Source organism: Pedobacter sp. ASV1-7 (assembly GCF_040203335.1).
GTDB lineage: Bacteria > Bacteroidota > Bacteroidia > Sphingobacteriales > Sphingobacteriaceae > Pedobacter.
In genome coordinates, this window is sequence record NZ_JBEHBV010000006.1 from 352,326 (window position 1) to 376,713 (window position 24,388).

Genomic DNA, 24,388 nt, shown 5'->3' on the forward strand with positions numbered 1-24,388 from the left:
TTCTTTTCCAACAAAAAGTAATTTGAATTGTTTTAATTCTATACTTTTGCATGGTATACTATTGGTATACATTATAGAGCCTTAATGGAACAAAATAAATTGAGAGAAGAAACTTTAACTGTATCTGCTGAAACTGATGATCTTAAAAGAGTATTTCAGGATAGAAAGAGAACGAATATTTTAAATGCGATAGAGCAAAAAACAATTTCCTTCCTCGTTAAAAGAGTTCCGGACTTTATTACCTCTAACATGCTTACTTTTATCGGAACACTGGGATCAGCAATAGTGTTACTTGGTTTTATTCTAGCCCATCTTTATGGGACCAGAGAATATTTACTTTTGGGTGTAGTTGGGTTAGCTCTAAACTGGTTAGGTGATTCATTAGATGGCCGTGTAGCTTATTACAGAAATATACCACGAAAATGGTACGGTTTTTCTCTTGATATTATTATGGATTGGGTAAGCACTGTACTTATTGGAATGGGCTACCTTGTTTATGCGAAAAGTTATTATGAGCTCATTGCTTTCATTTTTGTAGTCCTTTACGGCTGGGCAATGATAATTTCTCAACTTAGATATAAAATAACAGATATTTATAGTATTGATTCTGGCATTGTTGGTCCAACCGAAATTCGTATCATCCTTGCAATTATTCTGATTCTAGAAACAATATTTGGTGGTCTTTTCCAATATTTTGCTGGTGCAATATGTATTACTCTTTTCATCATTAATATCCTTGACACCAGGAAGCTCTTAAAGCTTGGAGACATCAGAGATGATATGGAAAGGAAAGCTAAAAAGAATGCTGCTTAATGAGTAAGAAGAAGTCCGTTTTTGTATTTGCAAAGGCACAAATGTCGGCTTTTACAGGCGGATTACTGGACTACTCTGTAATGATCTTCTGCACTGAACTTCTACACATCCATTACACCATATCCATTGCTATTGGCGGAATTATTGGCGCAATCCTAAACTTTTCAGTTAATAGATACTGGACTTTCAAAGACAACAAAGCCTATCATTCTCCTGTGGGCATACAGCTGGCTAAATTTATTTTCGTAGTTGCCGGTAGTATTGCTCTAAAGTCATCTGGCACTTACTTGTTTACCAATTGGCTTAAATTAGATTATAAAATCACCAGAATTATGGTCGACATCATCGTGTCGTTAGGTTTCAACTACGTTCTGCAAAAATACTGGGTATTTAGAAAACCAGCTGTAGAAACTTTACAGGAACAGGATTAATGTTATTTTTTATTCTTTAAAACCATTGGTTCCAATACCTTTTGCCAGATTTTGTAACCATTTGCTTTCATATGTAAGTTATCCTTCAGAAAAACATCTTTAAATACTTCGCCATTCTCATCAATCATAGGCGTCCACACATCTGCGAATTCTGTACGCTTTGTTTTCTTTACATACTTTTTAAGTGCCTTATTAAACTCTACATACTTATCCTTTAACTTCCATCTGGCCACACTTGGTTTCACAGAAATAAACACTACAGGAACTTTAGGAAAAGCAATGGCTATCTTCTCTCTTAATTCTTTAGCTTGCTTTATCAATATCTCTGTATCCATACCAGAAGCTATGTCATTATCACCTTCGTAAACAAATATTTTCGATGGTTTATATGGCATAATTACTCGATCTGCATAATACAACAGGTCTTCAAATTTAGAGCCACCAAACCCGCGGTTAATTACATAAGAATTAGGAAAATAACTCGCTACATCTTTCCAATTGGTAATAGATGAACTACCTACAAATAGATTTGATCCAGGCTGCACTTTTTCTACACTATCACGTTTATCAAAAGCTTTGATATTTTTTTCAAACTTTTTCGCATTGTAAACCTGTGCCTGGGATAAGTTAACAACAAAAAGGAAACAAGTGACTAAAGTAAGTTTTGACAATGAAAAAAGTGTGGTGGTAAAACGGTTCATTTGGTTGTAAATTATAGTTTAATGAATTTTAGTGTGTATTCTTTTAATCAGCCAGTCTTTTTAAAGTTTCAATACATGCACGGGTATTATGATAAGGGCATTTCCATAACCCAGCCTTATCTTCCCCTTTCATAATCGTTAAATCTTCATTTACTCCCCAAAACCACTCCCCTTCTTCTTTATCGACAATGTATTGATCTATAAATTTCCAGCAAGAACTAAAGTAATTAAAATAATCCTGTTTGCCGGTAAGTTCCCAGGCATTTAAAAAACCTACTAATGCTTCTGCTTGTACCCACCAATGTCTTTCTTTATTAAATTTACTACTTTCAGGAAAGTATTCGTAAATCAAAGAGCCATCCTTTTCCAGGCCCTCAACTGCTGCTTCTGTGAGCCTGATCGCCAATTCTTTAAACTGATCAATGACCTCCTGTTCACCCAACAACTGGGCAGCTTCCAGTAAGAGCCAGGAAGCCTCAATATCATGACCATATGATATTCCGGAACCGGAAACCTGCCATTCTTCATTCATAAATAAGTTAAGATGCATTGTTTCCCGATTAATGATATGTTTGTAAAAGCTATTTAGTAACCCTTTTATTTTAACATATACCTGCTCGTCTCTGCTAACCATGTATAAATTAGTATATGCTTCAAGAATGTGCAAATGAGTGTTCATGGTCTTCTTTTCATTTACATCCTTACTACTTAAGCGTAAGTCCTCCATTTGTGACCAGTCTCTGTTAAATGCCTCAAAGTAACCTCCTCTGATTTTATCAAAACTATAAATTTCTATTGCATTAAAAAGCTTTAAGGCTGTCTCTAATACCTCTTCATACTGAGTTATTTTATAATATTCAGCAAGAGCATATATTGTAAACGACAAAGCATAAATCTGCTTTTTAGTCTCTAACGGTTTTCCTTTTGAAGTTACAGTCCAGTAAACTCCTCCAAATTCTTCATCTATAAAATGGTTAATGATATAACTATAAGCCCGATCAGCCATTTCTTTATATACGAGCTTATCCGTATGGATGAATGCAGCTGAAAAAGCCCATAATATCCTTGCATTCAAAACAGCTCCCTTAGGAGCCTCAAGATCTAAACTTCCAAATTCATCTATTCTGCCAATAAAGCCACCATTCACCTTATCTGGCATTTTATTGGTCCAGTAGCTTAAAATATCAGCCAATGCCTTTTCTACATCATTACGGATATCAATCATAGCATACTAATTCCCAGTAGGTACTTTATCCAATATTAATAAATTCTTTTCTATCTGATTATAAATGGTCTTTAAGGTTTCTCCAGAGCTAAAACCATCTTCAGGAGTATTCATCACATAATCAACCAGCTGACTAACTGTAGAGGTAGCCACATGCATACGAGTATCCGATGATGCATAATAAATAAATACGTCCTCCCCGTTTACAATCCAGCCATTGCAAAAAACAACATTAGATACATCTCCAATACGTTCTTCTCCCTCCGGTGCTATAAAATACCCTCCTGGCTTATGGATAATTTTAGTAAGGTCATCCAGATCTGTCATAAACATATAGAGTACATAACGAAGTCCCGCAGCTGTATTTCTTACTCCATGCGCAAGATGTAACCATCCTTTATCCGTTTTGATTGGAGCTGGCCCCTGCCCATTCTTAAGCTCATAAACGGTATGATACACCTTCTTATCCAGAATATATTCATCCCCAATAATAGCATTTTCCATACTTTCACACAGTGAAAATCCAATACCTCCCCCATGCCCAGCCTCAATAAAACTATCTTGCGGACGAGTGTATAAGGCATATTTTCCATTATAAAACTCTGGATGTAAGACTACATTCCTTTGTTGAGCGGAGGGGGTCTTAAGATCTGGAAGGCGCTCCCAATTTTTAAAATCTAAGGTACGAACAATTCCACATTGCGCTATTGCTGCCGACTGGTCATATTCATGTGCTTCCGGATCGCGTTTTTCCGTGCAAAATAGCCCATAGTAATAACCATCTTCATGTAAGGTAATACGCATATCATAAACATTAGTATCGGCACCATCATTTACAGGGAGGTTGATCGGATATTCTCTGAACCTAAAATTATCAATGCCATTATCACTCTCGGCTATTGCAAAAAATGATTTACGATCACTTGCCTCTACCCTAACGATCAGTAGATATTTATCCTTAAATTTTATGGCACCTGCATTAAAGGTTGCGTTTACTCCTATCCGTTCCATTAGATAAGGATTGTTATCCTGATTTAAATCATATTTCCAGAAAACAGGAATATGAGCTGCTGTTAATACAGGATATTTATATCGTTTAAAAACGCCATTACCGATAGTAGATGGCTCATTCACCTTAGATACTAAAGCTTCGTATGCTTTAAACAGTTGATTCAACTTCTCTTTAAATTTCATTTAATTCGGTATTAATGTTAGGATAAATGATCAGCAATTTCTTTTGACCTTCTCTCTTCAAGCTCATCACTTACTTTGATCATAAAAGTGTCACTTAGCTTATAAAAAATGATAAATATGGCGGATAATACAGCGCCTGTAGCAGGGATAAAACTCAACATTAACCGTATACCTGTCCTGGCTTCTTCAGTTTGTGCTACATTAGCCTCAAAGCCATAAAAAGCGAGCATCCATCCAGTAAGTGCACCACCTAATGTCCAACCTAATTTTTGCGACATAGAAGACGATGAAAAAATTAATCCGGTAGCTCTACGTCCCGTTTTCCATTCCGAATAATCTGCTATATCAGCATACATAGACCACAATAAAGGGAATACACTACCCGCACAGATACTGATTAAAAATTGGAAAAGAAAAATTAGAAACAGGTCGTTTTCTCCAAACGTAAAGAACATACAACTTAAAGCTGCAGCCACAATCATAGCATACATAAAAGTGTTTTTCTTTCCAATCCGGTCAGAAACTGGTTTCGCAAGCAACACACCTACAATGTTAGCTGCCTGCCCCAAAACCAGGTACAAAGTGCTGTAGTTAATATTCAGATCTAACAGCGGAATAGTAAACGCTTCCTGACGATTGAAATAATATTTAAAATAATAAATAGCAGATCCATCTCTAAGAGAATTAAAAATTAATGTACAAACCCCTGCACCAAGCAGTATAAACCAGGGTTTATTGGTAGCCAGATTTTTCAAATCAGCTTTTAGTGATGTTTTTTGACTCTTAGGCGGTTTAACTCTTTCCCATGTCCAGGCAAAAGTAAGGTAGAACAAAACAGAAGCAATAACAGCATAAATAACAATCGTCTTTTGCCAGCCACCTTGTAAATCAACACCATCACTGGTTTTACCCAATAATACCACCAGAGGTTCTGCTGTTGCCAGTACCAGAATGCTACCTGCAAAAGCAAAAATAAAACGGAATGTTGATAAGGTAGTACGCGATTTAATATCTGGAGTCATTACTCCCATTAAAGAAGCATAAGGCACGTTGATAGCAGAGTAAACCATCATCATCAAGGTATAAGTTATATATGCATAAATTACTTTACCATTTTGCGAAAGCTCTGGAGTACTAAAAGTCAGAATACCAACCACACCAAAAGGAATGGCTACCCAAAGTAAGTATGGCCTGAATTTACCCCATTTAGTATCTGTACGATCACTTATTATCCCAATAATCGGATCCAAAGCAGTATCCCAGATACGCGTGATTAGAAACATCGTGCCCACTACAGCTGCAGAAATACCAAATACATCAGTATAAAAAAATAACAAGTACATGGAAAACATCTTCCAGAACATGGAGGAAGCAAAATCGCCAAAACCATAACCTATCTTTTCTTTTAGTTTAAGTACTGCCATTTTTATTTTGTTAGCTGATATATAGATTCCTTTGCTATTTCATTTTTAAACAGCGTAGCTTTGTCCCTATAAAAAATCTTAAAATCTGCGGCCGAGATCTGCCCCTTATAAGGTGCATAGTAATGATCTCGTTGGGTTGATTTTTGCCAACCATGGTTACGCCATAATAACACATAAGAAATAGGATATTGCTTTAAAGCATCGAGCAAAGTGCCTGTCCACCATAATTTATCAGGTATTCCTTCAAATCCCGTTTCTGCTAAAGCGGGTATCTTATTGTGTTTTTTAGCTTCAGTATATAGAATTCTAAGATTATGCTTTAAGGACTTGTTAAACTTGGCTGAAGCCTGTTTTATTTGCTCTTCTGATGCATTTGATGCCGCAAAGCAATAGGAATCGAAACTCATCATATCTGTAAATTCATCACCGGGATATTTTTCCATAAATTCTTCCTGAGTAGCAAAACTGTTGGTATTGTACACATAAATCAGATGATGTAACTTTTTTTCATCACGCAGATATGCAACAGTAAATTGCCACAACCTGATATACTCTTGCTTAGTAGCGTGTCTGCCACCCCACCAAAACCAGAAACCATTCAATTCATGAAAGGGTCTGAAAAGAATAGGAATACTTTTACCATCACTCCCCTTTAACTGATCAAGGAAAACTGCTGACTTATCTAACCAGCTTCTGTAAAGTGCATGTTGAGACCCACCCGGTAATATTGCTGAAACAGTCCTTGTTGTATCCCAGGCCGAGCCATTGGTCAGGGGATTTAGCATATGCCAACTAATGGTATTTACGCCTCCATTGTCGTACACCCATTTGATGTATGCTTTCATTTTAGAAAAAGGAACACCATCAATATTCTTATCGCTATCAGATTCCAATCCGGCAATGTCCCATCCAAATACCGCAGGATAATCATTTACGACATCTTTAATATCACTCCTACCTGTTTCATATTTCCAGTTCACGCCATAAGCCAAATCATCCTGATGTCCAAACATCACTCCCTTCTGCATAAGCCGATCCATATTTCGATATAGATTCTGAGCTTCCACTGTTGCTTTTTTATCAGAAAGAACTTTCTGCTGGGCGATACAGAAATGAGGTATACCCAGCAAAAAGAACAAAAGAGAGGGTAAAAGATATAGTTTAGTCATTCGGTACAATTCTAAAATTATCAATGGCCATATTTAAAGCCTCCACAGTTGCACCATGAATATAAATCCGAAGCTCTTTAGCTGTTGCAGCCTGTGTGGGGGTTATAGTAATCGGAACATTAGCTGTTTTAAATACGCTTAACGGAATACTAACTGTTTCCCAACCTTTAGTTTTTACTGGAAAACCTGAAGGTGGCACCCAGGTATAAGTAATATCCATTAATTTTATTTTAATATTGCTCCCTTTCCAGGTATCCAGCACATTCAATTCAAACTTAATTGTATAATTATTGGAAGAACCTACAACATTATAATCACCTAATTTGGGATTACTGACAATATGAAAAGCCTCGTTCCAACCCCATGCATTATAATTTCCTTTCCAATATGCATACTTTGAAGCAACAGGTGTAGGTACCGGACCGTCCTGGCGTACTAACACAGCAGAATTCCAATAATCACCTGCCGTTTCCATATCATAAATTATCCCTCGGTTGTCTCTGTAAAAACCAGGAACAGGAGTCACAGTGTTTCTCTTATCCTTTAACTTGATAACTGAATTAACTGCTGCATTTGCAGGTACTTTGAAATAAATTGAATCAGCACTTGCCCTATCAATATTAACTTCAGTAGTCCCAAAAATCACCTTTCCATCTGTCTTATTGATTTCATACAAATCGAAGTTCTTGCCCAGAATTACCATGGTTTCGCCGGCAGGGGTATATTCATTTAACATCCTGGATACTTGTAAGGCTGGAATAACAATGGTATAACCATATTCAGCAGTTCCGTTTTTAGTTTTCAGGATGATCTTGTTGTTGACATCAGAAGGCACTCCTCTGGGCACTTTGATGGTGACCTCATTCGCTTCAATAAAAGCAGTTTTTAAATCTGCTTCTATGTTATTGAATGAGATGCTATTTACATCGCATAGATTTATACCCTGTATAATAATCCAGTCAGATAAGTTTCCTTTATCTTTTCCCTCATCACGGTTTAGTGTCGTAGAAACCTTTGTAATTCCGGGTACTCCAGCACAAGATTCAACCTTTTCCTTTTTACAGGATAAGAGGCCGGTCATAACAAACACAATGGCCAATGATATACTGTTTAATACTTTTATTTTCATAACCTTATGAATTTAATAATTACCAACCTTTATTATTGCCTGTGATTAATTTATTAGCACTCAACTCATCCAAAGGAATGGGATATAACAAATGTCTCTCCTGCCTGCGTTTAAGCACATTATTTTCATCAATATCCACCGCATTCATCACCTGCAAATAAATTCCCCAACGGATCAGATCCCAGCGTCTATTTCCTTCAGAAGCCAGTTCACGTCTTCTTTCTTCAATAACCATTGAACGGAAGCTCTCCAGATTTAAGTTTTCGGCTTTAGAAGCGTTACTCCTTAACCTCACTTTATTCAGATAGGTATAAGCATCAGTTGTTGGTCCGTTATTGTATTCATTATCTGCCTCAGCAAACATCAGCAGCACATCTGCATACCTTAAAAAGGGAAAAGCAAAATCCTGACGATCTATTGTAGGATCGGTCACACCTGCAAACTTCCTGAGCATGCCAATATGAAAAGAGTTGGCCACATAACTATCGCTCGACTGAAAACCATAACGGGCCTTAATTGCTAAAGCTGCTGGTGATACATCAATACCTTTTACGATATCGGAGAACTTACCAGGAAAAAACCGATAAAATCCATTTGCATCCTGCCAGCGATGCAAAATGCCATCGGTGATGCGTTGGTCTTCAGGTTCAAAAATCTCATACCAATGATCCCTTACTCCATACCATCTTCCACTTAATGTCTGAGGGGCATCAAGTGAAATATTTGTCATTGCAGTCTTTAATACACCGAGATACTCTTTTGAAATTGTATTCCCCAGCTCTTCATCACCACTTAGGGCCTGTAAAGACCAGATATGTTCCAGCTTGTTTCTGTTAGCTAATTTCCATGTATCCATATAAGTTGGATAAAGGTCGTAATCCTTACTCGTGATAACTTCCATTGCCTTATCTCTTGCCAGCTTAAAATAAGTCTTAGCATCAAAACTCTCGTATCCCGCTACTACCGTTTTTGTAAAGGTCATCGGCACTGGCATTGCTATTCTTACTTTTGTAGCTCCCACCGTTCTGAGTGCAGGGCCTGTCATAACTGTAATCTGTGCACCAGATAATGCACCTGAGGCCATTTGCAAGTAAACTTTAGCAAGCAACGTGCTGGCAGCACCTTTACTGATACGGCCAACTTCATACTTTCCATCTTTTACTGAATACAACTGACTTTCGGCCAGTTTTAAGGTCTCAATAATATACTCATAAACTTCTTTAATCGGTGCGCGGGGCATTTGTGGTGCAGCTCCTTCTTCTAAAGATATTTTATATAGAGGAACATCTCCATAAGCGCGAACAAGTAAAAAGTAACCCCATGCTTTTAGAAAGTTCAGTTGTCCAAGTGCGTTGTTTTTTGCTTTCTCATCAAAGCCCATTGGCGTAATCTTATAAATACCGAAGTTGGCCCTTTTGATCAAAGTATAAGGTCCACTCCACATGGTATTAATACCCCAGAAAGCGGTAAAGTTCCCGGCACCAAAATCACCCATTCCCCAATCAGGACCAGTAATATCATCATGATCCAGTTCAAGAACTTTAGGGAATGCTCCATATTGAAACATGCTACCTCCATTAATGGCATTTAAAGCTCCATTTACATACAATTTTGCATCAGCTTCAGTCGTTCCCAATTGTCCGGGGTTAATAAAATCATAAGGTGTTTCTACCAATGCCTTTTTACAAGATCCCAAACTAAGCGCTGAGATTGTAATGAATATTATAGTTTTAAGTCTTTTCATCACTATATATTTTATCAAAAAATAGTTTTAATTCCTATAGTAAAAGTTCTGCTCGTCGGATAAGCATTCAAATCCACTCCCCTGCTAGCCGGATCACTGGCAAAAGAATTTATATCAGGATCATACCAACTGTAATTCGTAATAGTGATAAGATTTGAAACATTTCCATAAACATTTACTGAGGACAGGCCTTTAAACGGTTTGTTAAAAGTATATCCGAAATTGATGTTTTTAAGGCGGATATATGAGCCATCTTCTATGATTTTATCTGAAAAATAAAGCCTCCTGTCAAAAGATGAATTTGCTTTAGGCCATTTTGCGTTCTGGAAATTATCTGGTGTCCATCGATTATCCCAGGATTCTTGTGTGATGTTACCTGTTTGCGCCAATTTGTTAGACAACAGATTTGAATTGATAATATCCTTGCCCTGAACACCCTGAATAAAAATACTCAGATTAAACTTTTTGTATTGAAAGTTGTTGGTAATCCCAAAAGTGTAATCAGGATTGGTATTTCCAATAATAACCCGATCAGTAGTGCTGATACTGGTCTTATCATTATCCATATTCTTATATTTCCGTTCTCCAATCATCGCTCTGATCACTGGGTCGCCGAGATTTGCAAAGGCAGGATCAGCCCTTACTTCGGCTTCATTATCATAAAACCCATCTTCAACGTATCCCAGAATTGCCCCGATAGGCAAACCATTTCTCTGTATAAACACCTGATCTATTCCACTCCATAAGCGACGTGCAAACTGGTCACCAATTAAACCAGAAATTCTATTGCGATTAAAGGATATATTGGCATTCACATTCCAGTTAAAAGACCTTTCTCTAAAAATAGCAGCAGTTACAGCCAGTTCCAATCCTTTATTCGTCACTGTAGCATAATTGGTCAAATAAGAGCTGGAACCTGTACTAGGTGGAATCAGTAGATTCTGTAACAGATTCTCTGTCTTTTTATAGTAAACATCGGCCGTCAGGGTTAACTTATTATCAAACAAGCCTAAATCTAAACCAATATCAGATGCGCTTGTAGTTTCCCATCTTAAATCCGGGTCTGTCGGGTTTCCATTAGAGAAACCACTAACCAAAGTGCCATTTACAACTGCATTGGTACTGTTTAATCTATCTAAAGTCTGGTATGAGCCGATCGATTGGTTACCAGTTTTACCGTAACTGGCTCTTAGTTTAAGGTTACTGATCACAGATTTATTTTTGATAAATTCCTCTTCTGAGATCAGCCACGCTGCATCAAATGAAGGAAAAAAACCATACTTATGTTTCTGAGCAAACTTACTCGAACCATCTCTCCTTAATGAAGCAGTGGCGAAATACTTACCAGAATAATTATACATCACTCTACCTAAAAATGATAGTAGTGTATTATCTCCTTTACGGCTCTTTAATACCGGCCTATCTAAACCTGCCGAAATATCATTATCTTCCAGAATATCATTTGGAAAATTCTTAACAGTTACTGATTTACCAGAATACCTTCCCGTTTCGTATGCAAATACACCGGTGGCATTCAGATTATGTTTATTTTGAAATGATTTGTTGAAAGTCAAAATTGATTCTAAAGTCATCCCCTGCCATTGGTCGTCAGCCTTTGAAGCTATACCATTCTTAGGTGCTTTTCCTTCCATTAAATATCTTCCATAATAAATATCTCTGTTATTGTGATTGATATTAAAACCTACATTCTGGCGAAAATTCAGAAACTCATTGATATTCAGTTTTGCATAGGTAGATGAATACAAGCCAAAAGACTGTGTCACATCTTTTGCTTTACTAACATAGGTAAATGGATTTGCAGAGAACCAATCCAAATCTGAAGAACCCGATTCTAATGCAGGATCAAAAACAGGCAGAGTTGATGGATAATGTAATGCAGAATTTAACACGTTTGAACTAAAGTTATCCGCATTAGTTTTCGACAAATTATATGTTGTTCTTGAAATGTTGGTATTTGTTCCAATCTCGACCCAATTATGAACTTTCCGGTTTAGATTAATCTGTGTACCAATTCTTTTAAACCCTGAACCGACAATCACCCCAGGTTGATCTACATAGTTTCCTGAGAAAGCATAAGTTCCTTTTGCATTCCCTCCGGAAACCCTAAGAGAATAAGTACTGGTCATCACATTTCTGAAAATTTTATCTTGCCAATTTGTTCCTCCGCCATTGTATCCATTTCTAAAATCAATTGGTGCAGGATTTAGATAAGTCCCACCTGTCGCAGGATCAGTCATCATCTCCCCTCTGTAAGGTAACTGTTTGTTTGTCCCTTCATAAAAGTTCTGATTTGCATAAGCTTCATTCTGGAATGTTGCATAATCATAAGCATCCAACAGCTTAATTTTTTTAGCCACAGTATTATAAGAAGTATTAACAGAGAACTCTATCTTATCTTCTCCAGCTTTACCACTCTTTGTTGTAATAAGCACAACCCCATTTGCACCTCTGGAACCATAAATTGCCGTTGAGGAAGCATCTTTTAGGATATCAATGGTTTCGATATCTTCTGGGTTTAGGGTAGATAATGGATTAATGGTCTGATTCATTTCAGTTGCTTCATTTACCGGAGTAGCTGCCGCATTAAACGGTATACCATCAATTACATATAATGGTTCTGTACTACTTGCAAATGAGTTGGCACCTCTGATTTGTATACTGATGCCGGCACCTGGAGCTCCATCATTACGTTGTACCTCAACTCCTGCAAGTTGTCCCTGTAAAGCTTCATTAATACTTATTGGTACAGTCTTTAACAAATCGCTACCTTTTATAGAAGCAACTGAGCCCGTCAATTCTCGACGTTTTACAGTTCCATAGCCTACAACAACAACTTCATCCAAAGCACTCGGAGCCTCATCTAAGATTACTTTTACAGTCTTCTGTCCCGATGTTAGCTTTACAGTTTTAGTATCCATTCCCAAATACTTTATCACAAGTGTTTGAAAACCGTCGGGAACCAGGATACTAAAATTGCCATTGGCATCACTCTGTACGCTCGTTTTAGTATCAGAAATGCTAATCGTTGCACCCGGAATGGGCTTATTTTTACTATCCGTTACCTGTCCCCCAACTTGTCTTTGTTGCGCATAAGCTAAACAGACAAAGCAGCAAAGAAAAAAACTGTTGAATAATTTCAAGTAGAAAGTTCGTTTCATAAGATTTAGTTTACATTGGTTATAACAAATTTAGGCGTAACGAAACCTTTAACTTAATACTATTTTAACATTTAATCATACAAATAATTAGATATCACTCTACATTATTTTAATTATTTAGTGATTGCAACCTTTACACTTATAAAAGCCATAAACATAAAACAACAACATATCTCGTTAGTTATCATCACTATTTAGGATATAAAATGGTCTCCTAATTAAGTATTTGTCAAAATAAATGCTATTTTGGATTTCAGTTAATCCATTTTCACGAGAACCAAACGGCAAATATTTATAGTACATTTTTAACAGGCACATTAAAATGAGCAATAATATCATCAGAGAAATCACGCCCTTGACACAAAGTGATTGTTTTACTTTATTTTCCAGAGTAAAGAAGGAATTTGATTTCCCTTTACATTACCATGAAGAATATGAGCTTAATTTTATCATCAATGCACCTGGGGCCCGAAGAATAGTTGGCGACCATATTGATGTTATTGGAGATCTGGAACTGGTACTTATTGGACCAAACTTATCACATGCCTGGTTTACTCATCAGTGTACCAGTGGTGAGATTAAAGAACTAACCATACAATTTCATAAGGAACTGCTGGATGACCGTCTACTGAAAAGAAACCAGTTAAGTTTCATACGAAATATGTTCGACAGAGCCCAAAGTGGTATTTTATTTTCGAAGCAAACAGTCCATCAGTTAAAAGACAGAATTCTTGGCCTGGACAAAAAAACAGGGTTTGACTCGGTTCTCGAGTTATTTTCTATACTTCATGACTTATCTATATCAAAGGACATGAAAACACTATCTGATTCTGCATTCGACAATAGTCAGTTTAATTATAATAGCCGCAGAATTGAGAAGGCATTTGAATATATGAACAGCAATTACGCTAAAGCGATAAGCCTTGCAGATGTGTCGAAAGTAGCTAACATGCCAGAAAGTTCATTTAGTAGATTTATTAGGGCAAGAACTGGAAAAACATTTATCGATAGTTTAAATGACATTAGAATAGGGCATTCATCCAGGATGCTGATCGACACAACTCAAACTGCTGCCGAAATAGCTTATAATTGCGGGTTCAACAACATTTCAAATTTTAACAGAATATTTAAAAAGAAAAAGGGCTGTACACCAAAAGAGTTCAGGAAGAGTTTTTCCGGAACAAGAATATTCATCTAATTTTAATTTAATCATCAATGATCCCTCCCCAGATAAATGATACTTCATTAAAAATATTCCGCGATGGAATGGCTACTTATGTTGTCTTTGAAGATACTGAATGGGAAATTCTTAAAAATTACATTGAGCTCAAAGTGCTTCAAAAGAAAGATCATTTTGCAGTTAGCGGTAAAATTTGTGATCATATCGGATTTATTGTCAATGGTTCTGTTCGGTATTATCACATTAAAGATGGAACAGAAATAACTGGTTATTTCAGCTTCGAGAATGACTTTGTTAGCTCTTATAAAAGCTATGTAACAAGGACGCCTGGCACAGGCTACATACAAGCACTTGAACAAACTGAATTCGCTATTATTTCTTATAATAATCTGGAGCAAATGCTCAACCATCCACTTCTGGCTTATAAAATGGAACGTTTCGGACGCTTAGTTGCAGAACATTACATTTGCTGCTATGAAGAGCGAATCTCTTCTTTTATTTTGGACACTCCAGAAGAGCGTTACTTAAAAATGCTGAAAACAGATCCTGATATTATGCAAAGAGTACCACAACATTATGTAGCTAATTATCTAGGCATTACACCTGTTTCATTATCACGTATCAGAAAAAGGACTGTATTTCAATCCTGATCAATAAATTCATAATTTCTTATCTTTTGTTAACAATTTAACCTGGATTCATAATATAAGTTTGTACTATACAAAAACATAAGACTATGTATACCATATTAGGAGCCGGCGGACCAACAGCGAATGCGATAACAAGAGAGCTACTTCAACACAATCCTCATGAAAACATTAGATTGGTAAGTCGCAGGCCAATAAAAACATCAGGCACGAATGTTACCTGGAAAAAGGCCGATTTATTAAATTACAATGAGGTTTTACAAGCTACAAAAGGATCATTAGTTATTTATATGTGTGCAGGATTGGTGTATGACAAACAAATCTGGCAACAGCAATGGCCAATTATTATGCAGAATCTAATTAATGCAGCTAAAGAAACACAGGCCCGGTTAATATTTTTCGACAATGTATATATGTATGGTCTTGTACATGGCCCGATGCTCGAAACCACACCATACAATCCAATTAGCATAAAGGGAGAGGTAAGAGCCCGCATAGCTACCCAACTAATGGATGAAGTAAAAACGGGGAATATACAGGCAACAATTGCAAGAGCTGCAGATTTTTATGGGACTGACTCTAAGAACAGCTTCTTAGATATGATGGTGCTGGATAAATATGCAAAAGGGAATAGTGCGCAATGGATAGGAAATCCAGAAGTATTACACAATTTCACCTATATACCTGATGCTGGTAAAGCCCTCTACTTATTAGGACAGGATCCTGAAGCTGGAAATCAGATATGGCATTTGCCAACAGCTGCTCCATTAAAAGGTAAAGATTTCATTGATTTAGCTGCACAGATTTATGAAGTAAAACCTTCTTTCTCTACTATCAATAAGTTCATGCTTCAATTAGCAGGCATATTTAAAAAAGTAGTGGCAGGAACGGTAGAGATGTATTACCAATATGATCAGGATTACATTTTTGACTCTTCAAAGTTTGAAAACACTTTTAAAATTAAACCAACAAGTTATAGCGATGGAATAAAGCAGATGTCTGAAACCCTCTATAAAAAACAATAGTACAGAACAAATGTTTTTGTCGCATATACCCCTGTTATATGTCGACCATATACCGCTTTTACGACTTTAAACAGTGCTATATTTATATAAGTAAAACACTTAGTTACTAATGCAAAACGATTATGAAAAACTCAATTTATCCATGCCTTGGAATAAAAGGTAAAATTGCGGAAGCATCAGAATTTTATATCCAAACCTTTGGAGGTGCAAAAGTCTTACAAACCTCAGATATAGTTATATTAATAGAATTAAGTGGCCAAAAATTTATGTTGCTTAATGATGGTCCCTCTTCCAGCCCCAATCCCTCCATATCATTTATGGTGATGTGTGAAACTGAAGCTGAAACAGAGCAGTACTGGAATAAATTATTAGATGGTGGAAAAGTATTAATGACTCTTGATAAGTATGATTGGAGTCCTAAATATGGTTGGATCGAAGATAAGTATGGCGTTTCCTGGCAATTGTATACAGGAGATAAAGCAGATACGGTGCAAAAGTTCAGTCCGACTTTAATGTTTACAGGAAATAAAGCTGGTCAGGCCAAAACAGCTATTCAGGATTATGTTCAGCTATTTCCAGACTCTAATATTCAGGGAATTTTAAATTATAAACAGGGAGAAGGTGATTCAGAAGAATTTATAAAACATGCTCAATTCAAGATCAAGGACTTCATAATGATGGCCATGGACAGTTCTGCTGATCATAAATTTGGCTTTAATGATGCCATATCATTGGTTGTCTCTTGTGAAACACAGGATGAAATAGATAGATATTGGACTTACCTAAGCTCAAATGGAGGTCATGAGGTAGCTTGCGGTTGGTTAACGGATAAATATGGAATCAGCTGGCAAATTATTCCCGAAGGAATTGTGAAACTGATTAATGATCCTGTTCGTGGACAAAGGGCTATGAACGCAATGATGAAAATGAAAAAATTAATTATAGCAGATTTAGAAAATGCATAAAATAATCCGGCCAGGCAAAATTGCCTGGCCAGATTATAATTAAAACTTAATCAACAGTTTTTCAGAAGTAAGTGTATTGCTCTTGTAATATTCAAAGAACCATTCTTCATTCTTTTTAAACACAATTCCGCTTGAAGAATTATTGCTAGCAATGAAATAATCTGTCTGTGAAGTTTTAAGTAGTGTTAAAACGATTTTAGGAGTCGTATCTATCAATTGGAATCCATTAGCTGTTGCTTGTGCATATAATGTGCCTGCTGCATTTTCTGAAGTTACAGGAACAGCCTTTTCTGTAGGCTGACTGACAACCGGCACCGCTACAACTGGCTGCACCGCTACAGGTGCATTTACAACGGCCGGAGCTTTGGTTTGTGCAGTTGGGACATAAGCATAGGGTGTTTCTTCAAGAGATGTAAAGGCATCTCTTAAAGCGAGGTTATATGATACGCTAAATTCTTTCTCTCTGCTCTTCCCTTCTTTACTTTTAAAAACTATGTTGCTCTGGCAATCCTTCAATAACAAAGTCAGATTGGTACTAAACATTCCGTTTTTCTCTAATACTTCAACTTGTAAAGCACTACACTTATTATTGGCAATTTCCTGAGGAAGCTCGTTATCATAATAAACTGTAAACCCCTTATCTTCTAATAAGGCTTTGGTCAACGCGTTTAGCCTATACTGATTGGGTTGTTTTAAAAAGCTAAATTTCTCTGGCACCATTACATATTTGTAATTATTGATGGTATTCTGAGCATAGGCCGAAACTGAGAACAATAACAGAAGTAAAAAAGTATACTTTTTCATAGCATATATATTTTCAAGGTATATTAAGGAATTAACCAATTGTACTACACAAATATATAATTCTAATTGCCTTATTTGATACTCATTCAAATTTTAGGGGTAAAAAAGGATTCTGTATACTTTTTGAAGTTATCCATAATCGACTGCCATCCTTCCTTTTGCATTTCAACAGGATTTTCATTTTCAGCATCAAAAGATTCAGTAACTGTTGTCCCCTGATCATTTGATTCGAATGTGATCTTTACCCTTCTATCATCACCAAGCGTATAAGCAATAATTTCATGAGTCTTAACATCATCATATATTCCACCAAAATCAAATCCAAAACTCCCATCTCTTGCCTCCATACGCGATGAAAATGATCCTCCAACTCTTAAATCATTTTCAGCCTTTGTGGTATGCCAATCTTCAGAAGCACTATTCCATTTGATAATATGCTCTGGTTTAGTCCATGATTCCCATACTTTTTCAACAGACATATTAACTGTTGTTTGTACTGTAATAACTGTTTTATTTGTCGTTTCCATAACTTAAATATTTAATATCGATACTATATTGTAAAGGTAACTCAGGTTTAAACAATTATGGCAGTGTAATGCCGACATATCGAAGGGGCGATTGCGACAAGCGGGCATTATTTTATGATAATCCCTAATTATGCCATTAAAAAGATGATTAATAATACTATAATACGATATAATACCCAGGTAATCGTTGGTATCCAACCTAGATTTAAAAGTTTAGTTCTACGGATATGTTCCAATAGCATCAAACCAGCTACAGCGAGGAACCATAACACATAAAATATAGGATCCAACTGTAGCCATACATCCACTATTAGTCCCGGTAACAATAACAATGCTCCTCCAAAAGAGATCGTCATCATATTTCCCAAATAAGCCCATACCTTTTTCTCATTAACCAGAAACACAATCCCTCCCTGGAAAAAGATTTGTCCCCCACAAACAAAATACTCACGGTAAGCATGTCCTGCAGGTAACGTACCTGCTATTAAACTGGTATACGCAGAAAGTATCCATGCGGTAATAAACCAGGTAAAAATCAGATAAATAATGCGATAGTGCAATTTAAAGGTTGGCTGATACTTAAAGTCCTCTCCTTTTAAAGGAGGAACTATTACCCTTCTGTTATATGCAATAAAACCATACATCTTACTCATTACCCATATAAAAGGCTTAAATTTAAATAATGGACCTAAAAACGGTACTATCATTGCAAATATTTTAAACAAACTTTCTATACCATAAGTAACTTCCCCGGTTTCCTGATTTATTAATGCAATTTCGTTAGCTGCACGCTGCCTATCTACATTCGGACAAACCTGCGCAGGTAGTTCCTGGTAAGATGAACGTCCATCCTGATCTAAAAGACCAGTACTCACAAATGCATTGGTATACATACTACACATCGGACATTCTTCATCGAATAAAATCAAGTAATTTTTAAGCGTCTTCATTTTAGCTTTAAGTATAGTATCTAAAATTCTATCTGCATTCTAATCAGTAATTATTAAACCTTCAATAATTACTGAAAATTTAATATAAAAATAAACTTAATTTCTTTACTATGCTTTAACCAACTGCCTACAGCAATGCAAATAAACTTCACTAAATTTGTATTATATGAATAGTGATATTGCAGTTATATTTGATATGGATGGTGTTATTTGCCATACCAACCCCTTCCACTCTCTTGCCTTTCGTGAATTTTTTGCTGTAAGAGATTTAGCTCCATCTGACGAGGAGTTTGCTGAACATATGTTTGGAAAAAGTAACAGCTACATTTTAAGCCATTTTTTTAAACGTCCTGTTACAGGTGATGAGCTTTTAGAACTTGAACAAGAAAAAGAAAGCCTTTTCAGGAAAATCTACGAACCTCATATCGAACCAATAAAAGGTATACTTGATTTTATATCAGATTTAAAAGATCATGGTGTTAAAACAGGTGTTGCTACCTCAGCTCCTTATGCCAATCTCGATCTGATATTAAGCAAAATTGATATCCGTGAAAAAATGGGTTCCATACTAGCTAGTGAAGATGTTAAAAAACATAAACCAGATCCTGAAGTTTATTTGAGATCTGCAGCTAATCTTGGCGTATCTCCTGAGCAGTGCCTGGTATTTGAAGATTCATTTTCTGGCGTATCTGCGGCTCTGAATGCTGGAATGTACGTAGTTGGCGTATTAACGTCTCATACTAAAGACGAACTTCCTCCCTGCAATTCATATATTGACGATTATACTGCTCTCTCTTATGATAAGATTATTCAACTCTTCAATAAATAATCCGTATAACGGAACTAGCATATAAAATGGAAGAAGAAAATAAAAATCCCTACGTACTCTTTACAGAACAGATATTAAAAGACTGGAAAGCAAATGGTGTAGATTATATCAAACTTGTAGAACTCGATACAGACCTTACTGTAAAGTTCTTTGAACTAATTCCTGACTCTGAAATTCCAGATGCTGGTGAAACGATTTACCATATCGATTCAGAGGACATAACTGAACTTTTACAACCAATAAAACATGCCAGGTTTTTAGTCCACGAAATTTATCTGGAGGAAGAAGAGTAATTCCCTCCTCCGGATAAATAAGATATCAGCTGAGCTTTATTTCAAACAAGCTAAATGAACCATCCTGATAATGCTTTGGAAGACCTGCTGTGTTCTTTAATTTTACTACACCAAGATAATTGAAGCCACAACTTATGTAGTAATTGTTTAATCGTTCGTTACCACTTCCCGTATCCATTCTTACATACAACTTCCCATTTTCCAAAGCATACTTCTTAACCCATTCTACTATGTGTTTCACGAAGTGTTTACCTCTAAATTTGGGGTTTGTAGCTATACGGTGTATATAAATAGCAGGATCCTTATCTTTTTCCTCCCAGATTAAAGGATCATTTAATGTCAAAGTAAAAACGCATGCCAACTCATCATCCAGCATAATCTGCCATTGAAGATGCTGATCAATTGTTTTTTCTACCATGCTTCTTTCAAATCCTTGCCACTTCAGTGTACCTACCTCACCTTGATAGGTTGTAGCATAATTATAAAGTTGGAAAATCCCATCTATATCCTGATGAGTACTTTGTATAAATTTCATTTAATATCGCTTAGAGATTGTAAACTTAAAAAAATCATGCGATTAAAAATTGCCATTAACAAGAAAAGCCTTTCAGTTTACTGAAAGGCTTTCTTTAAGATTTGGCACCGACCTACTCTCCCACGTGTTACCGCAGTACCATCGGCTCTGGTGGGCTTAACTTCTCTGTTCGGAATGGGAAGAGGTGGACACCACCGATATAGGCACCTAAATATTTTTAAATATTTAGTGATATATCTCATAATATCTTTTCAGACTATTATGGCTATTGTTACTAAACAAGTGACATATTATTGAAAGAAGTTAAGTTAGGAAGAACAAACAACAGTTTACTGCTCTTGAAAGCTTCGGATGATTAGTATTACTCGACTTTGATGTCACCATCTTTACATCTGTAACCTATCAACGTAGTAGTCTGCTACGGTCCTATATGGAATTCTCATCTCGTGGCTAGTTTCGCACTTAGATGCTTTCAGCGCTTATCTATTCCCAGCGTAGCTACTCTGCAATGCCCCTGGCGGAACAACAGATTCACTAGAGGCTAGTCCAACCCGGTCCTCTCGTACTAAGGTCAGCCCCACTCAAAATTCCTACGCCCACAACAGATAGGGACCGAACTGTCTCGCGACGTTCTGAACCCAGCTCGCGTGCCACTTTAATCGGCGAACAGCCGAACCCTTGGGACCTTCTCCAGCCCCAGGATGTGACGAGCCGACATCGAGGTGCCAAACCTCCCCGTCGATATGAGCTCTTGGGGGAGATCAGCCTGTTATCCCCAGCGTACCTTTTATCCTTTGAGCGATGGCCCTTCCATGCAGAACCACCGGATCACTATATCCGTCTTTCGACCCTGCTCGGCTTGTTTGCCTCACAGTCAAGCAAGCTTATGCTATTGCACTCCTCATACGGTTACCAAGCGTATTGAGCTTACCTTTGAAAGCCTCCGTTACCTTTTTGGAGGCGACCACCCCAGTCAAACTACCCATCAAACAATGTCCTTCACTAAGTGAAGTTAGACATCGAATACAGAAAGGGTGGTATTTCAACGTTGACTCCATGACGCCTAGCGACGCCACTTCACAGTCTCCCACCTATCCTACACATCCTGCATCCAATGTCAATGTTAAATTGTAGTGAAGGTGCATGGGGTCTTTCCGTCCCGTTGCGGGTACCCGGCGTCTTCACCGGGACCACAATTTCACCGAGCTCATGGCTGAGACAGCGCCCAGATCGTTACACCATTCGTGCAGGTCGGAACTTACCCGACAAGGAATTTCGCTACCTTAGGACCGTTATAGTTACGGCCGCCGTTTACTGGGGCTTCGATTCAATGCTTCTCCGTGAGGATGACATCCCCTCTTAACCTTCCAGCACCGGGCAGGTGTCAGGCCTTATACTTCATCTTTCGATTTTGCAAAGCCATGTGTTTTTGTTAAACAGTCGCCTGGGCCATTTCACTGCGGCTGATATTGCTACCAGCGCCCCTTCTCCCGAAGTTACAGGGCCATTTTGCCGAGTTCCTTAGCCATGAATCACTCGAGCGCCTTAGAATTCTCTTCCCGGATACCTGTGTCGGTTTGCGGTACGGGTTTTTATAACCTGAAGCTTAGCGGTTTTTCTTGGAAGTCTGATTACCTGCACTATCCACGCCCCCGAAGGTTTGCGGTACTATCGGCCTTCAGCAAGACCGGCGGATTTGCCTACCAGTCCTATACCTACAGCCTTCAACGATCTATTCCGTCAGATCGCGGCAGTGTCACTACTCCGTCCCCACATCGCAGTTATAAAAAGTACGGGAATATTAACCCGTTGTCCATCGAATATCCCTTTCGGGTTCTCCTTAGGCCCCGACTAACCCTGATCCGATTAGCGTTGATCAGGAAACCTTATCCTTTCGGCGGGCAGGTTTCTCGCCTGCCTTATCGTTACTTATGCCTACATTTGCTTTTCCAGAAGCTCCAGCAAAACTTACGTCATACCTTCGCTGCCGCTGGAATGCTCCCCTACCGTAATATTTACACATTACCCATAGCTTCGGTGTACAATTTTATGCCCGTTTATTATCCATGCCCGATCGCTCGACTAGTGAGCTGTTACGCACTCTTTAAATGAATGGCTGCTTCCAAGCCAACATCCTAGCTGTCTATGCAATCGGACCTCGTTAGTTCAACTTAACTGTAACTTGGGGACCTTAGCTGATGGTCTGGGTTCTTTCCCTCTCGGCGCGTGACCTTAGCACCCCGCGCCTCACTGCCGTGTATATTAAATAGCATTCGGAGTTTGTCTGGATTTGGTAGGATTTGACTCCCCCGCACCCAATCAGTAGCTCTACCTCTATTTAACTTCACCACGACGCTGTTCCTAAAAACATTTCGGGGAGTACGAGCTATTTCCCAGTTTGATTAGCCTTTCACCCCTACCCACAGATCATCCGGAAACTTTTCAACGTTTATCGGTTCGGTCCTCCAGTACGTGTTACCGCACCTTCAACCTGTCCATGGGTAGATCACAAGGTTTCGCGTCTACCTCCCCTGACTATACGCCCTATTCAGACTCGCTTTCGCTTCGGATCCGTGTCTGAAACACTTAACCTTGCCAGAGAAGAGTAACTCGTAGGCTCATTATGCAAAAGGCACGCCGTCACGCCACCTGGACGCTCCGACCGCTTGTAAGCACACAGTTTCAGGTTCTATTTCACTCCCCTGTTCGGGGTTCTTTTCACCTTTCCCTCACGGTACTGGTTCACTATCGGTCTCTCAGGAGTATTTAGCCTTACCGGATGGTGCCGGCAGATTCCTACAAGGCGTCTCCGACCTCGCAGTACTCAGGATACTACTAGACTAATGGTACTTACGTGTACGAGGCTATCACTCTTTATCGCCAGGCTTCCCATCCTGTTCCACTTCATTGCATTATAATCTTATCGTAGTCCTACAACCCCACATTTGCCGTAACAAATATGGTTTGGGCTCTTTCCCGTTCGCTCGCCACTACTTAGGAAATCATTATTATTTTCTCTTCCTCTGCTTACTTAGATGTTTCAGTTCGGCAGGTTTGCGTACATTGTACGACTAGTCTTCAACTAGCCAGGTTTCCCCATTCAGAAATCTTCGGATCAATTCATATTTGCTAATCCCCGAAGCTTATCGCAGCTTATCACGTCTTTCATCGCCTCTGAGAGCCAAGGCATCCCCTGTGTGCTCTTAATTACTTTCTTCTCTCCATACCCTTTTGCGCATATGGAAATGCTTTTTTGATTGTTGTTAAATCGTCAGTCAGTTTGTAGTAATTGCTTACTGCATTCTTTCCTTCGACCAAACAACGTCTCTATTGTTGTTTGCTCTTCTTTTTTAACTTCTTCCAATATGTCAAAGAACTGTTCTATCCCGGAGTACATTCCTATACAGGTTTGTTCCCTATTTCTGTGCCTTTTGTATTAAGCACCGGTGATGGTGGAGAATAACGGAGTCGAACCGTTGACCTCCTGCGTGCAAGGCAGGCGCTCTAGCCAGCTGAGCTAATCCCCCTTAAGATTATACCTTAATGTAGTCCCGAGCAGATTTGAACTGCTGACCCCTACATTATCAGTGTAGTGCTCTAACCAACTGAGCTACGGGACTAAAT

The 24,388-nt window shown here is 38.0% G+C and carries 20 protein-coding genes, 2 tRNA genes and 2 rRNA genes; 8 read left to right on the top strand and 16 right to left on the bottom strand.

Annotation, left to right across the window (positions count from 1 at the left end):
* Window positions 1-84: 84 nt before the first annotated feature.
* Together ABDJ41_RS15930 and ABDJ41_RS15935 are read left to right on the top strand one after the other, a co-directional pair.
* On the top strand, window positions 85-813 hold the full coding sequence (locus tag ABDJ41_RS15930) for a CDP-alcohol phosphatidyltransferase family protein (RefSeq protein WP_349787064.1): 729 nt from the start codon (window positions 85-87) through the stop codon (window positions 811-813).
* The gene (locus ABDJ41_RS15935; protein WP_349787065.1) at window positions 813-1,244 is read left to right on the top strand and encodes a GtrA family protein; all 432 of its coding nucleotides are present in this window, start codon (window positions 813-815) and stop codon (window positions 1,242-1,244) included. Before ABDJ41_RS15930 ends, ABDJ41_RS15935 begins: the two co-directional genes overlap by 1 nt.
* Window positions 1,245-1,246: 2 nt before the next feature.
* Here ABDJ41_RS15935 and ABDJ41_RS15940 read toward each other — a convergent pair whose 3' ends face one another.
* From ABDJ41_RS15940 to ABDJ41_RS15975, 8 genes are read right to left on the bottom strand one after another with little or no spacing between them, the layout of a single operon-like run.
* The gene (locus ABDJ41_RS15940) at window positions 1,247-1,945 is read right to left on the bottom strand and encodes a GDSL-type esterase/lipase family protein (protein WP_349787066.1); all 699 of its coding nucleotides are present in this window, start codon (window positions 1,943-1,945) and stop codon (window positions 1,247-1,249) included.
* A 43-nt stretch (window positions 1,946-1,988) separates the two neighbouring features.
* On the bottom strand, window positions 1,989-3,170 hold the full coding sequence (locus tag ABDJ41_RS15945; protein WP_349787067.1) for an AGE family epimerase/isomerase: 1,182 nt from the start codon (window positions 3,168-3,170) through the stop codon (window positions 1,989-1,991).
* A gap of 6 nt (window positions 3,171-3,176) precedes the next feature.
* On the bottom strand, window positions 3,177-4,364 hold the full coding sequence (locus ABDJ41_RS15950; RefSeq protein ID WP_349787068.1) for a glycoside hydrolase family 130 protein: 1,188 nt from the start codon (window positions 4,362-4,364) through the stop codon (window positions 3,177-3,179).
* Between the two features lie 17 nt (window positions 4,365-4,381).
* Window positions 4,382-5,788 carry an MFS transporter gene (locus ABDJ41_RS15955; RefSeq protein WP_349787069.1) on the bottom strand — a complete coding sequence of 469 codons (1,407 nt, stop codon included), beginning with the start codon at window positions 5,786-5,788 and terminating at the stop codon, window positions 4,382-4,384.
* A 2-nt stretch (window positions 5,789-5,790) separates the two neighbouring features.
* Window positions 5,791-6,957, bottom strand: a complete 1,167-nt coding sequence (locus ABDJ41_RS15960; RefSeq protein WP_349787070.1) for a glycoside hydrolase family 26 protein — start codon at window positions 6,955-6,957, stop codon at window positions 5,791-5,793.
* Window positions 6,950-8,086, bottom strand: a complete 1,137-nt coding sequence (locus tag ABDJ41_RS15965) for a glycan-binding surface protein (protein WP_349787071.1) — start codon at window positions 8,084-8,086, stop codon at window positions 6,950-6,952. The genes ABDJ41_RS15960 and ABDJ41_RS15965 overlap by 8 nt, the downstream gene beginning before the upstream one ends.
* A gap of 19 nt (window positions 8,087-8,105) precedes the next feature.
* Window positions 8,106-9,830 carry a RagB/SusD family nutrient uptake outer membrane protein gene (locus ABDJ41_RS15970; RefSeq protein ID WP_349787072.1) on the bottom strand — a complete coding sequence of 575 codons (1,725 nt, stop codon included), beginning with the start codon at window positions 9,828-9,830 and terminating at the stop codon, window positions 8,106-8,108.
* Window positions 9,831-9,844: 14 nt separating this feature from the next.
* Window positions 9,845-13,009 carry a SusC/RagA family TonB-linked outer membrane protein gene (locus ABDJ41_RS15975; RefSeq protein WP_349787073.1) on the bottom strand — a complete coding sequence of 1,055 codons (3,165 nt, stop codon included), beginning with the start codon at window positions 13,007-13,009 and terminating at the stop codon, window positions 9,845-9,847.
* Between the two features lie 322 nt (window positions 13,010-13,331).
* Here ABDJ41_RS15975 and ABDJ41_RS15980 point away from each other — a divergent pair, with 322 nt between their 5' ends.
* The 4 genes from ABDJ41_RS15980 (at window position 13,332) to ABDJ41_RS15995 (ending at window position 16,826) form a co-directional block, all read left to right on the top strand.
* Window positions 13,332-14,207, top strand: coding sequence for an AraC family transcriptional regulator (locus ABDJ41_RS15980; RefSeq protein ID WP_349787074.1), 876 nt, complete (start codon window positions 13,332-13,334; stop codon window positions 14,205-14,207).
* Between the two features lie 17 nt (window positions 14,208-14,224).
* On the top strand, window positions 14,225-14,839 hold the full coding sequence (locus tag ABDJ41_RS15985; RefSeq protein ID WP_349787075.1) for a Crp/Fnr family transcriptional regulator: 615 nt from the start codon (window positions 14,225-14,227) through the stop codon (window positions 14,837-14,839).
* Between the two features lie 86 nt (window positions 14,840-14,925).
* Window positions 14,926-15,861 (top strand): NAD-dependent epimerase/dehydratase family protein, encoded by a 936-nt coding sequence (locus ABDJ41_RS15990; RefSeq protein ID WP_349787076.1) that lies wholly within the window; start codon window positions 14,926-14,928, stop codon window positions 15,859-15,861.
* Window positions 15,862-15,983: 122 nt separating this feature from the next.
* Window positions 15,984-16,826, top strand: a complete 843-nt coding sequence (locus tag ABDJ41_RS15995) for a VOC family protein (RefSeq protein ID WP_349787077.1) — start codon at window positions 15,984-15,986, stop codon at window positions 16,824-16,826.
* 39 nt (window positions 16,827-16,865) lie between these two features.
* Here ABDJ41_RS15995 and ABDJ41_RS16000 read toward each other — a convergent pair whose 3' ends face one another.
* From ABDJ41_RS16000 to ABDJ41_RS16010, 3 genes are all read right to left on the bottom strand, one after another.
* Window positions 16,866-17,630, bottom strand: coding sequence for a hypothetical protein (locus ABDJ41_RS16000; RefSeq protein WP_349787078.1), 765 nt, complete (start codon window positions 17,628-17,630; stop codon window positions 16,866-16,868).
* An 86-nt stretch (window positions 17,631-17,716) separates the two neighbouring features.
* Entirely contained in the window at window positions 17,717-18,157 is a 441-nt protein-coding gene (locus tag ABDJ41_RS16005) for an SRPBCC family protein (RefSeq protein ID WP_349787079.1), read from the bottom strand.
* Window positions 18,158-18,285: 128 nt separating this feature from the next.
* Entirely contained in the window at window positions 18,286-19,107 is an 822-nt protein-coding gene (locus ABDJ41_RS16010) for a DCC1-like thiol-disulfide oxidoreductase family protein (protein WP_349787080.1), read from the bottom strand.
* Window positions 19,108-19,273: 166 nt separating this feature from the next.
* On the opposite strand from ABDJ41_RS16010, the gene ABDJ41_RS16015 reads away from it, so the two are divergent.
* Window positions 19,274-19,936, top strand: coding sequence for an HAD family hydrolase (locus ABDJ41_RS16015; protein WP_349787081.1), 663 nt, complete (start codon window positions 19,274-19,276; stop codon window positions 19,934-19,936).
* Window positions 19,937-19,962: 26 nt separating this feature from the next.
* Window positions 19,963-20,229, top strand: coding sequence for a hypothetical protein (locus ABDJ41_RS16020; RefSeq protein ID WP_349787082.1), 267 nt, complete (start codon window positions 19,963-19,965; stop codon window positions 20,227-20,229).
* 25 nt (window positions 20,230-20,254) lie between these two features.
* Here the strand turns inward: ABDJ41_RS16020 and ABDJ41_RS16025 are convergent, their stop codons facing one another.
* From ABDJ41_RS16025 to ABDJ41_RS16045, 5 genes are all read right to left on the bottom strand, one after another.
* On the bottom strand, window positions 20,255-20,764 hold the full coding sequence (locus ABDJ41_RS16025; RefSeq protein WP_349787083.1) for a GNAT family N-acetyltransferase: 510 nt from the start codon (window positions 20,762-20,764) through the stop codon (window positions 20,255-20,257).
* Window positions 20,765-20,863: 99 nt separating this feature from the next.
* A 5S ribosomal RNA gene (rrf, locus tag ABDJ41_RS16030) occupies window positions 20,864-20,975 on the bottom strand.
* Between the two features lie 125 nt (window positions 20,976-21,100).
* A 23S ribosomal RNA gene (locus ABDJ41_RS16035) occupies window positions 21,101-23,981 on the bottom strand.
* Between the two features lie 233 nt (window positions 23,982-24,214).
* Window positions 24,215-24,291, bottom strand: a tRNA-Ala gene (locus ABDJ41_RS16040).
* A 19-nt stretch (window positions 24,292-24,310) separates the two neighbouring features.
* A tRNA-Ile gene (locus tag ABDJ41_RS16045) sits at window positions 24,311-24,384 on the bottom strand.
* Window positions 24,385-24,388 lie beyond the last annotated feature (4 nt).

Bases quoted from the DNA above. Each gene is read 5' to 3' on its own strand.
- ABDJ41_RS15945 (WP_349787067.1), bottom strand. From the start codon at position 3,170: ATGATTGATATCCGTAATGATGTAGAAAAGGCATTGGCTGATATTTTA.
- ABDJ41_RS15940 (WP_349787066.1), bottom strand. From the start codon at position 1,945: ATGAACCGTTTTACCACCACACTTTTTTCATTGTCAAAACTTACTTTA.
- ABDJ41_RS15935 (WP_349787065.1), top strand. From the start codon at position 813: ATGAGTAAGAAGAAGTCCGTTTTTGTATTTGCAAAGGCACAAATGTCG.
- ABDJ41_RS15970 (WP_349787072.1), bottom strand. From the start codon at position 9,830: ATGAAAAGACTTAAAACTATAATATTCATTACAATCTCAGCGCTTAGT.
- ABDJ41_RS15930 (WP_349787064.1), top strand. From the start codon at position 85: ATGGAACAAAATAAATTGAGAGAAGAAACTTTAACTGTATCTGCTGAA.
- ABDJ41_RS15950 (WP_349787068.1), bottom strand. From the start codon at position 4,364: ATGAAATTTAAAGAGAAGTTGAATCAACTGTTTAAAGCATACGAAGCT.
- ABDJ41_RS16010 (WP_349787080.1), bottom strand. From the start codon at position 19,107: ATGAAGACGCTTAAAAATTACTTGATTTTATTCGATGAAGAATGTCCG.
- ABDJ41_RS15990 (WP_349787076.1), top strand. From the start codon at position 14,926: ATGTATACCATATTAGGAGCCGGCGGACCAACAGCGAATGCGATAACA.
- ABDJ41_RS15985 (WP_349787075.1), top strand. From the start codon at position 14,225: ATGATCCCTCCCCAGATAAATGATACTTCATTAAAAATATTCCGCGAT.
- ABDJ41_RS16020 (WP_349787082.1), top strand. From the start codon at position 19,963: ATGGAAGAAGAAAATAAAAATCCCTACGTACTCTTTACAGAACAGATA.
- ABDJ41_RS16015 (WP_349787081.1), top strand. From the start codon at position 19,274: ATGAATAGTGATATTGCAGTTATATTTGATATGGATGGTGTTATTTGC.
- ABDJ41_RS15955 (WP_349787069.1), bottom strand. From the start codon at position 5,788: ATGGCAGTACTTAAACTAAAAGAAAAGATAGGTTATGGTTTTGGCGAT.
- ABDJ41_RS16000 (WP_349787078.1), bottom strand. From the start codon at position 17,630: ATGAAAAAGTATACTTTTTTACTTCTGTTATTGTTCTCAGTTTCGGCC.
- ABDJ41_RS15975 (WP_349787073.1), bottom strand. From the start codon at position 13,009: ATGAAACGAACTTTCTACTTGAAATTATTCAACAGTTTTTTTCTTTGC.
- ABDJ41_RS15960 (WP_349787070.1), bottom strand. From the start codon at position 6,957: ATGACTAAACTATATCTTTTACCCTCTCTTTTGTTCTTTTTGCTGGGT.
- ABDJ41_RS15980 (WP_349787074.1), top strand. From the start codon at position 13,332: ATGAGCAATAATATCATCAGAGAAATCACGCCCTTGACACAAAGTGAT.
- ABDJ41_RS15965 (WP_349787071.1), bottom strand. From the start codon at position 8,086: ATGAAAATAAAAGTATTAAACAGTATATCATTGGCCATTGTGTTTGTT.
- ABDJ41_RS16005 (WP_349787079.1), bottom strand. From the start codon at position 18,157: ATGGAAACGACAAATAAAACAGTTATTACAGTACAAACAACAGTTAAT.
- ABDJ41_RS15995 (WP_349787077.1), top strand. From the start codon at position 15,984: ATGAAAAACTCAATTTATCCATGCCTTGGAATAAAAGGTAAAATTGCG.
- ABDJ41_RS16025 (WP_349787083.1), bottom strand. From the start codon at position 20,764: ATGAAATTTATACAAAGTACTCATCAGGATATAGATGGGATTTTCCAA.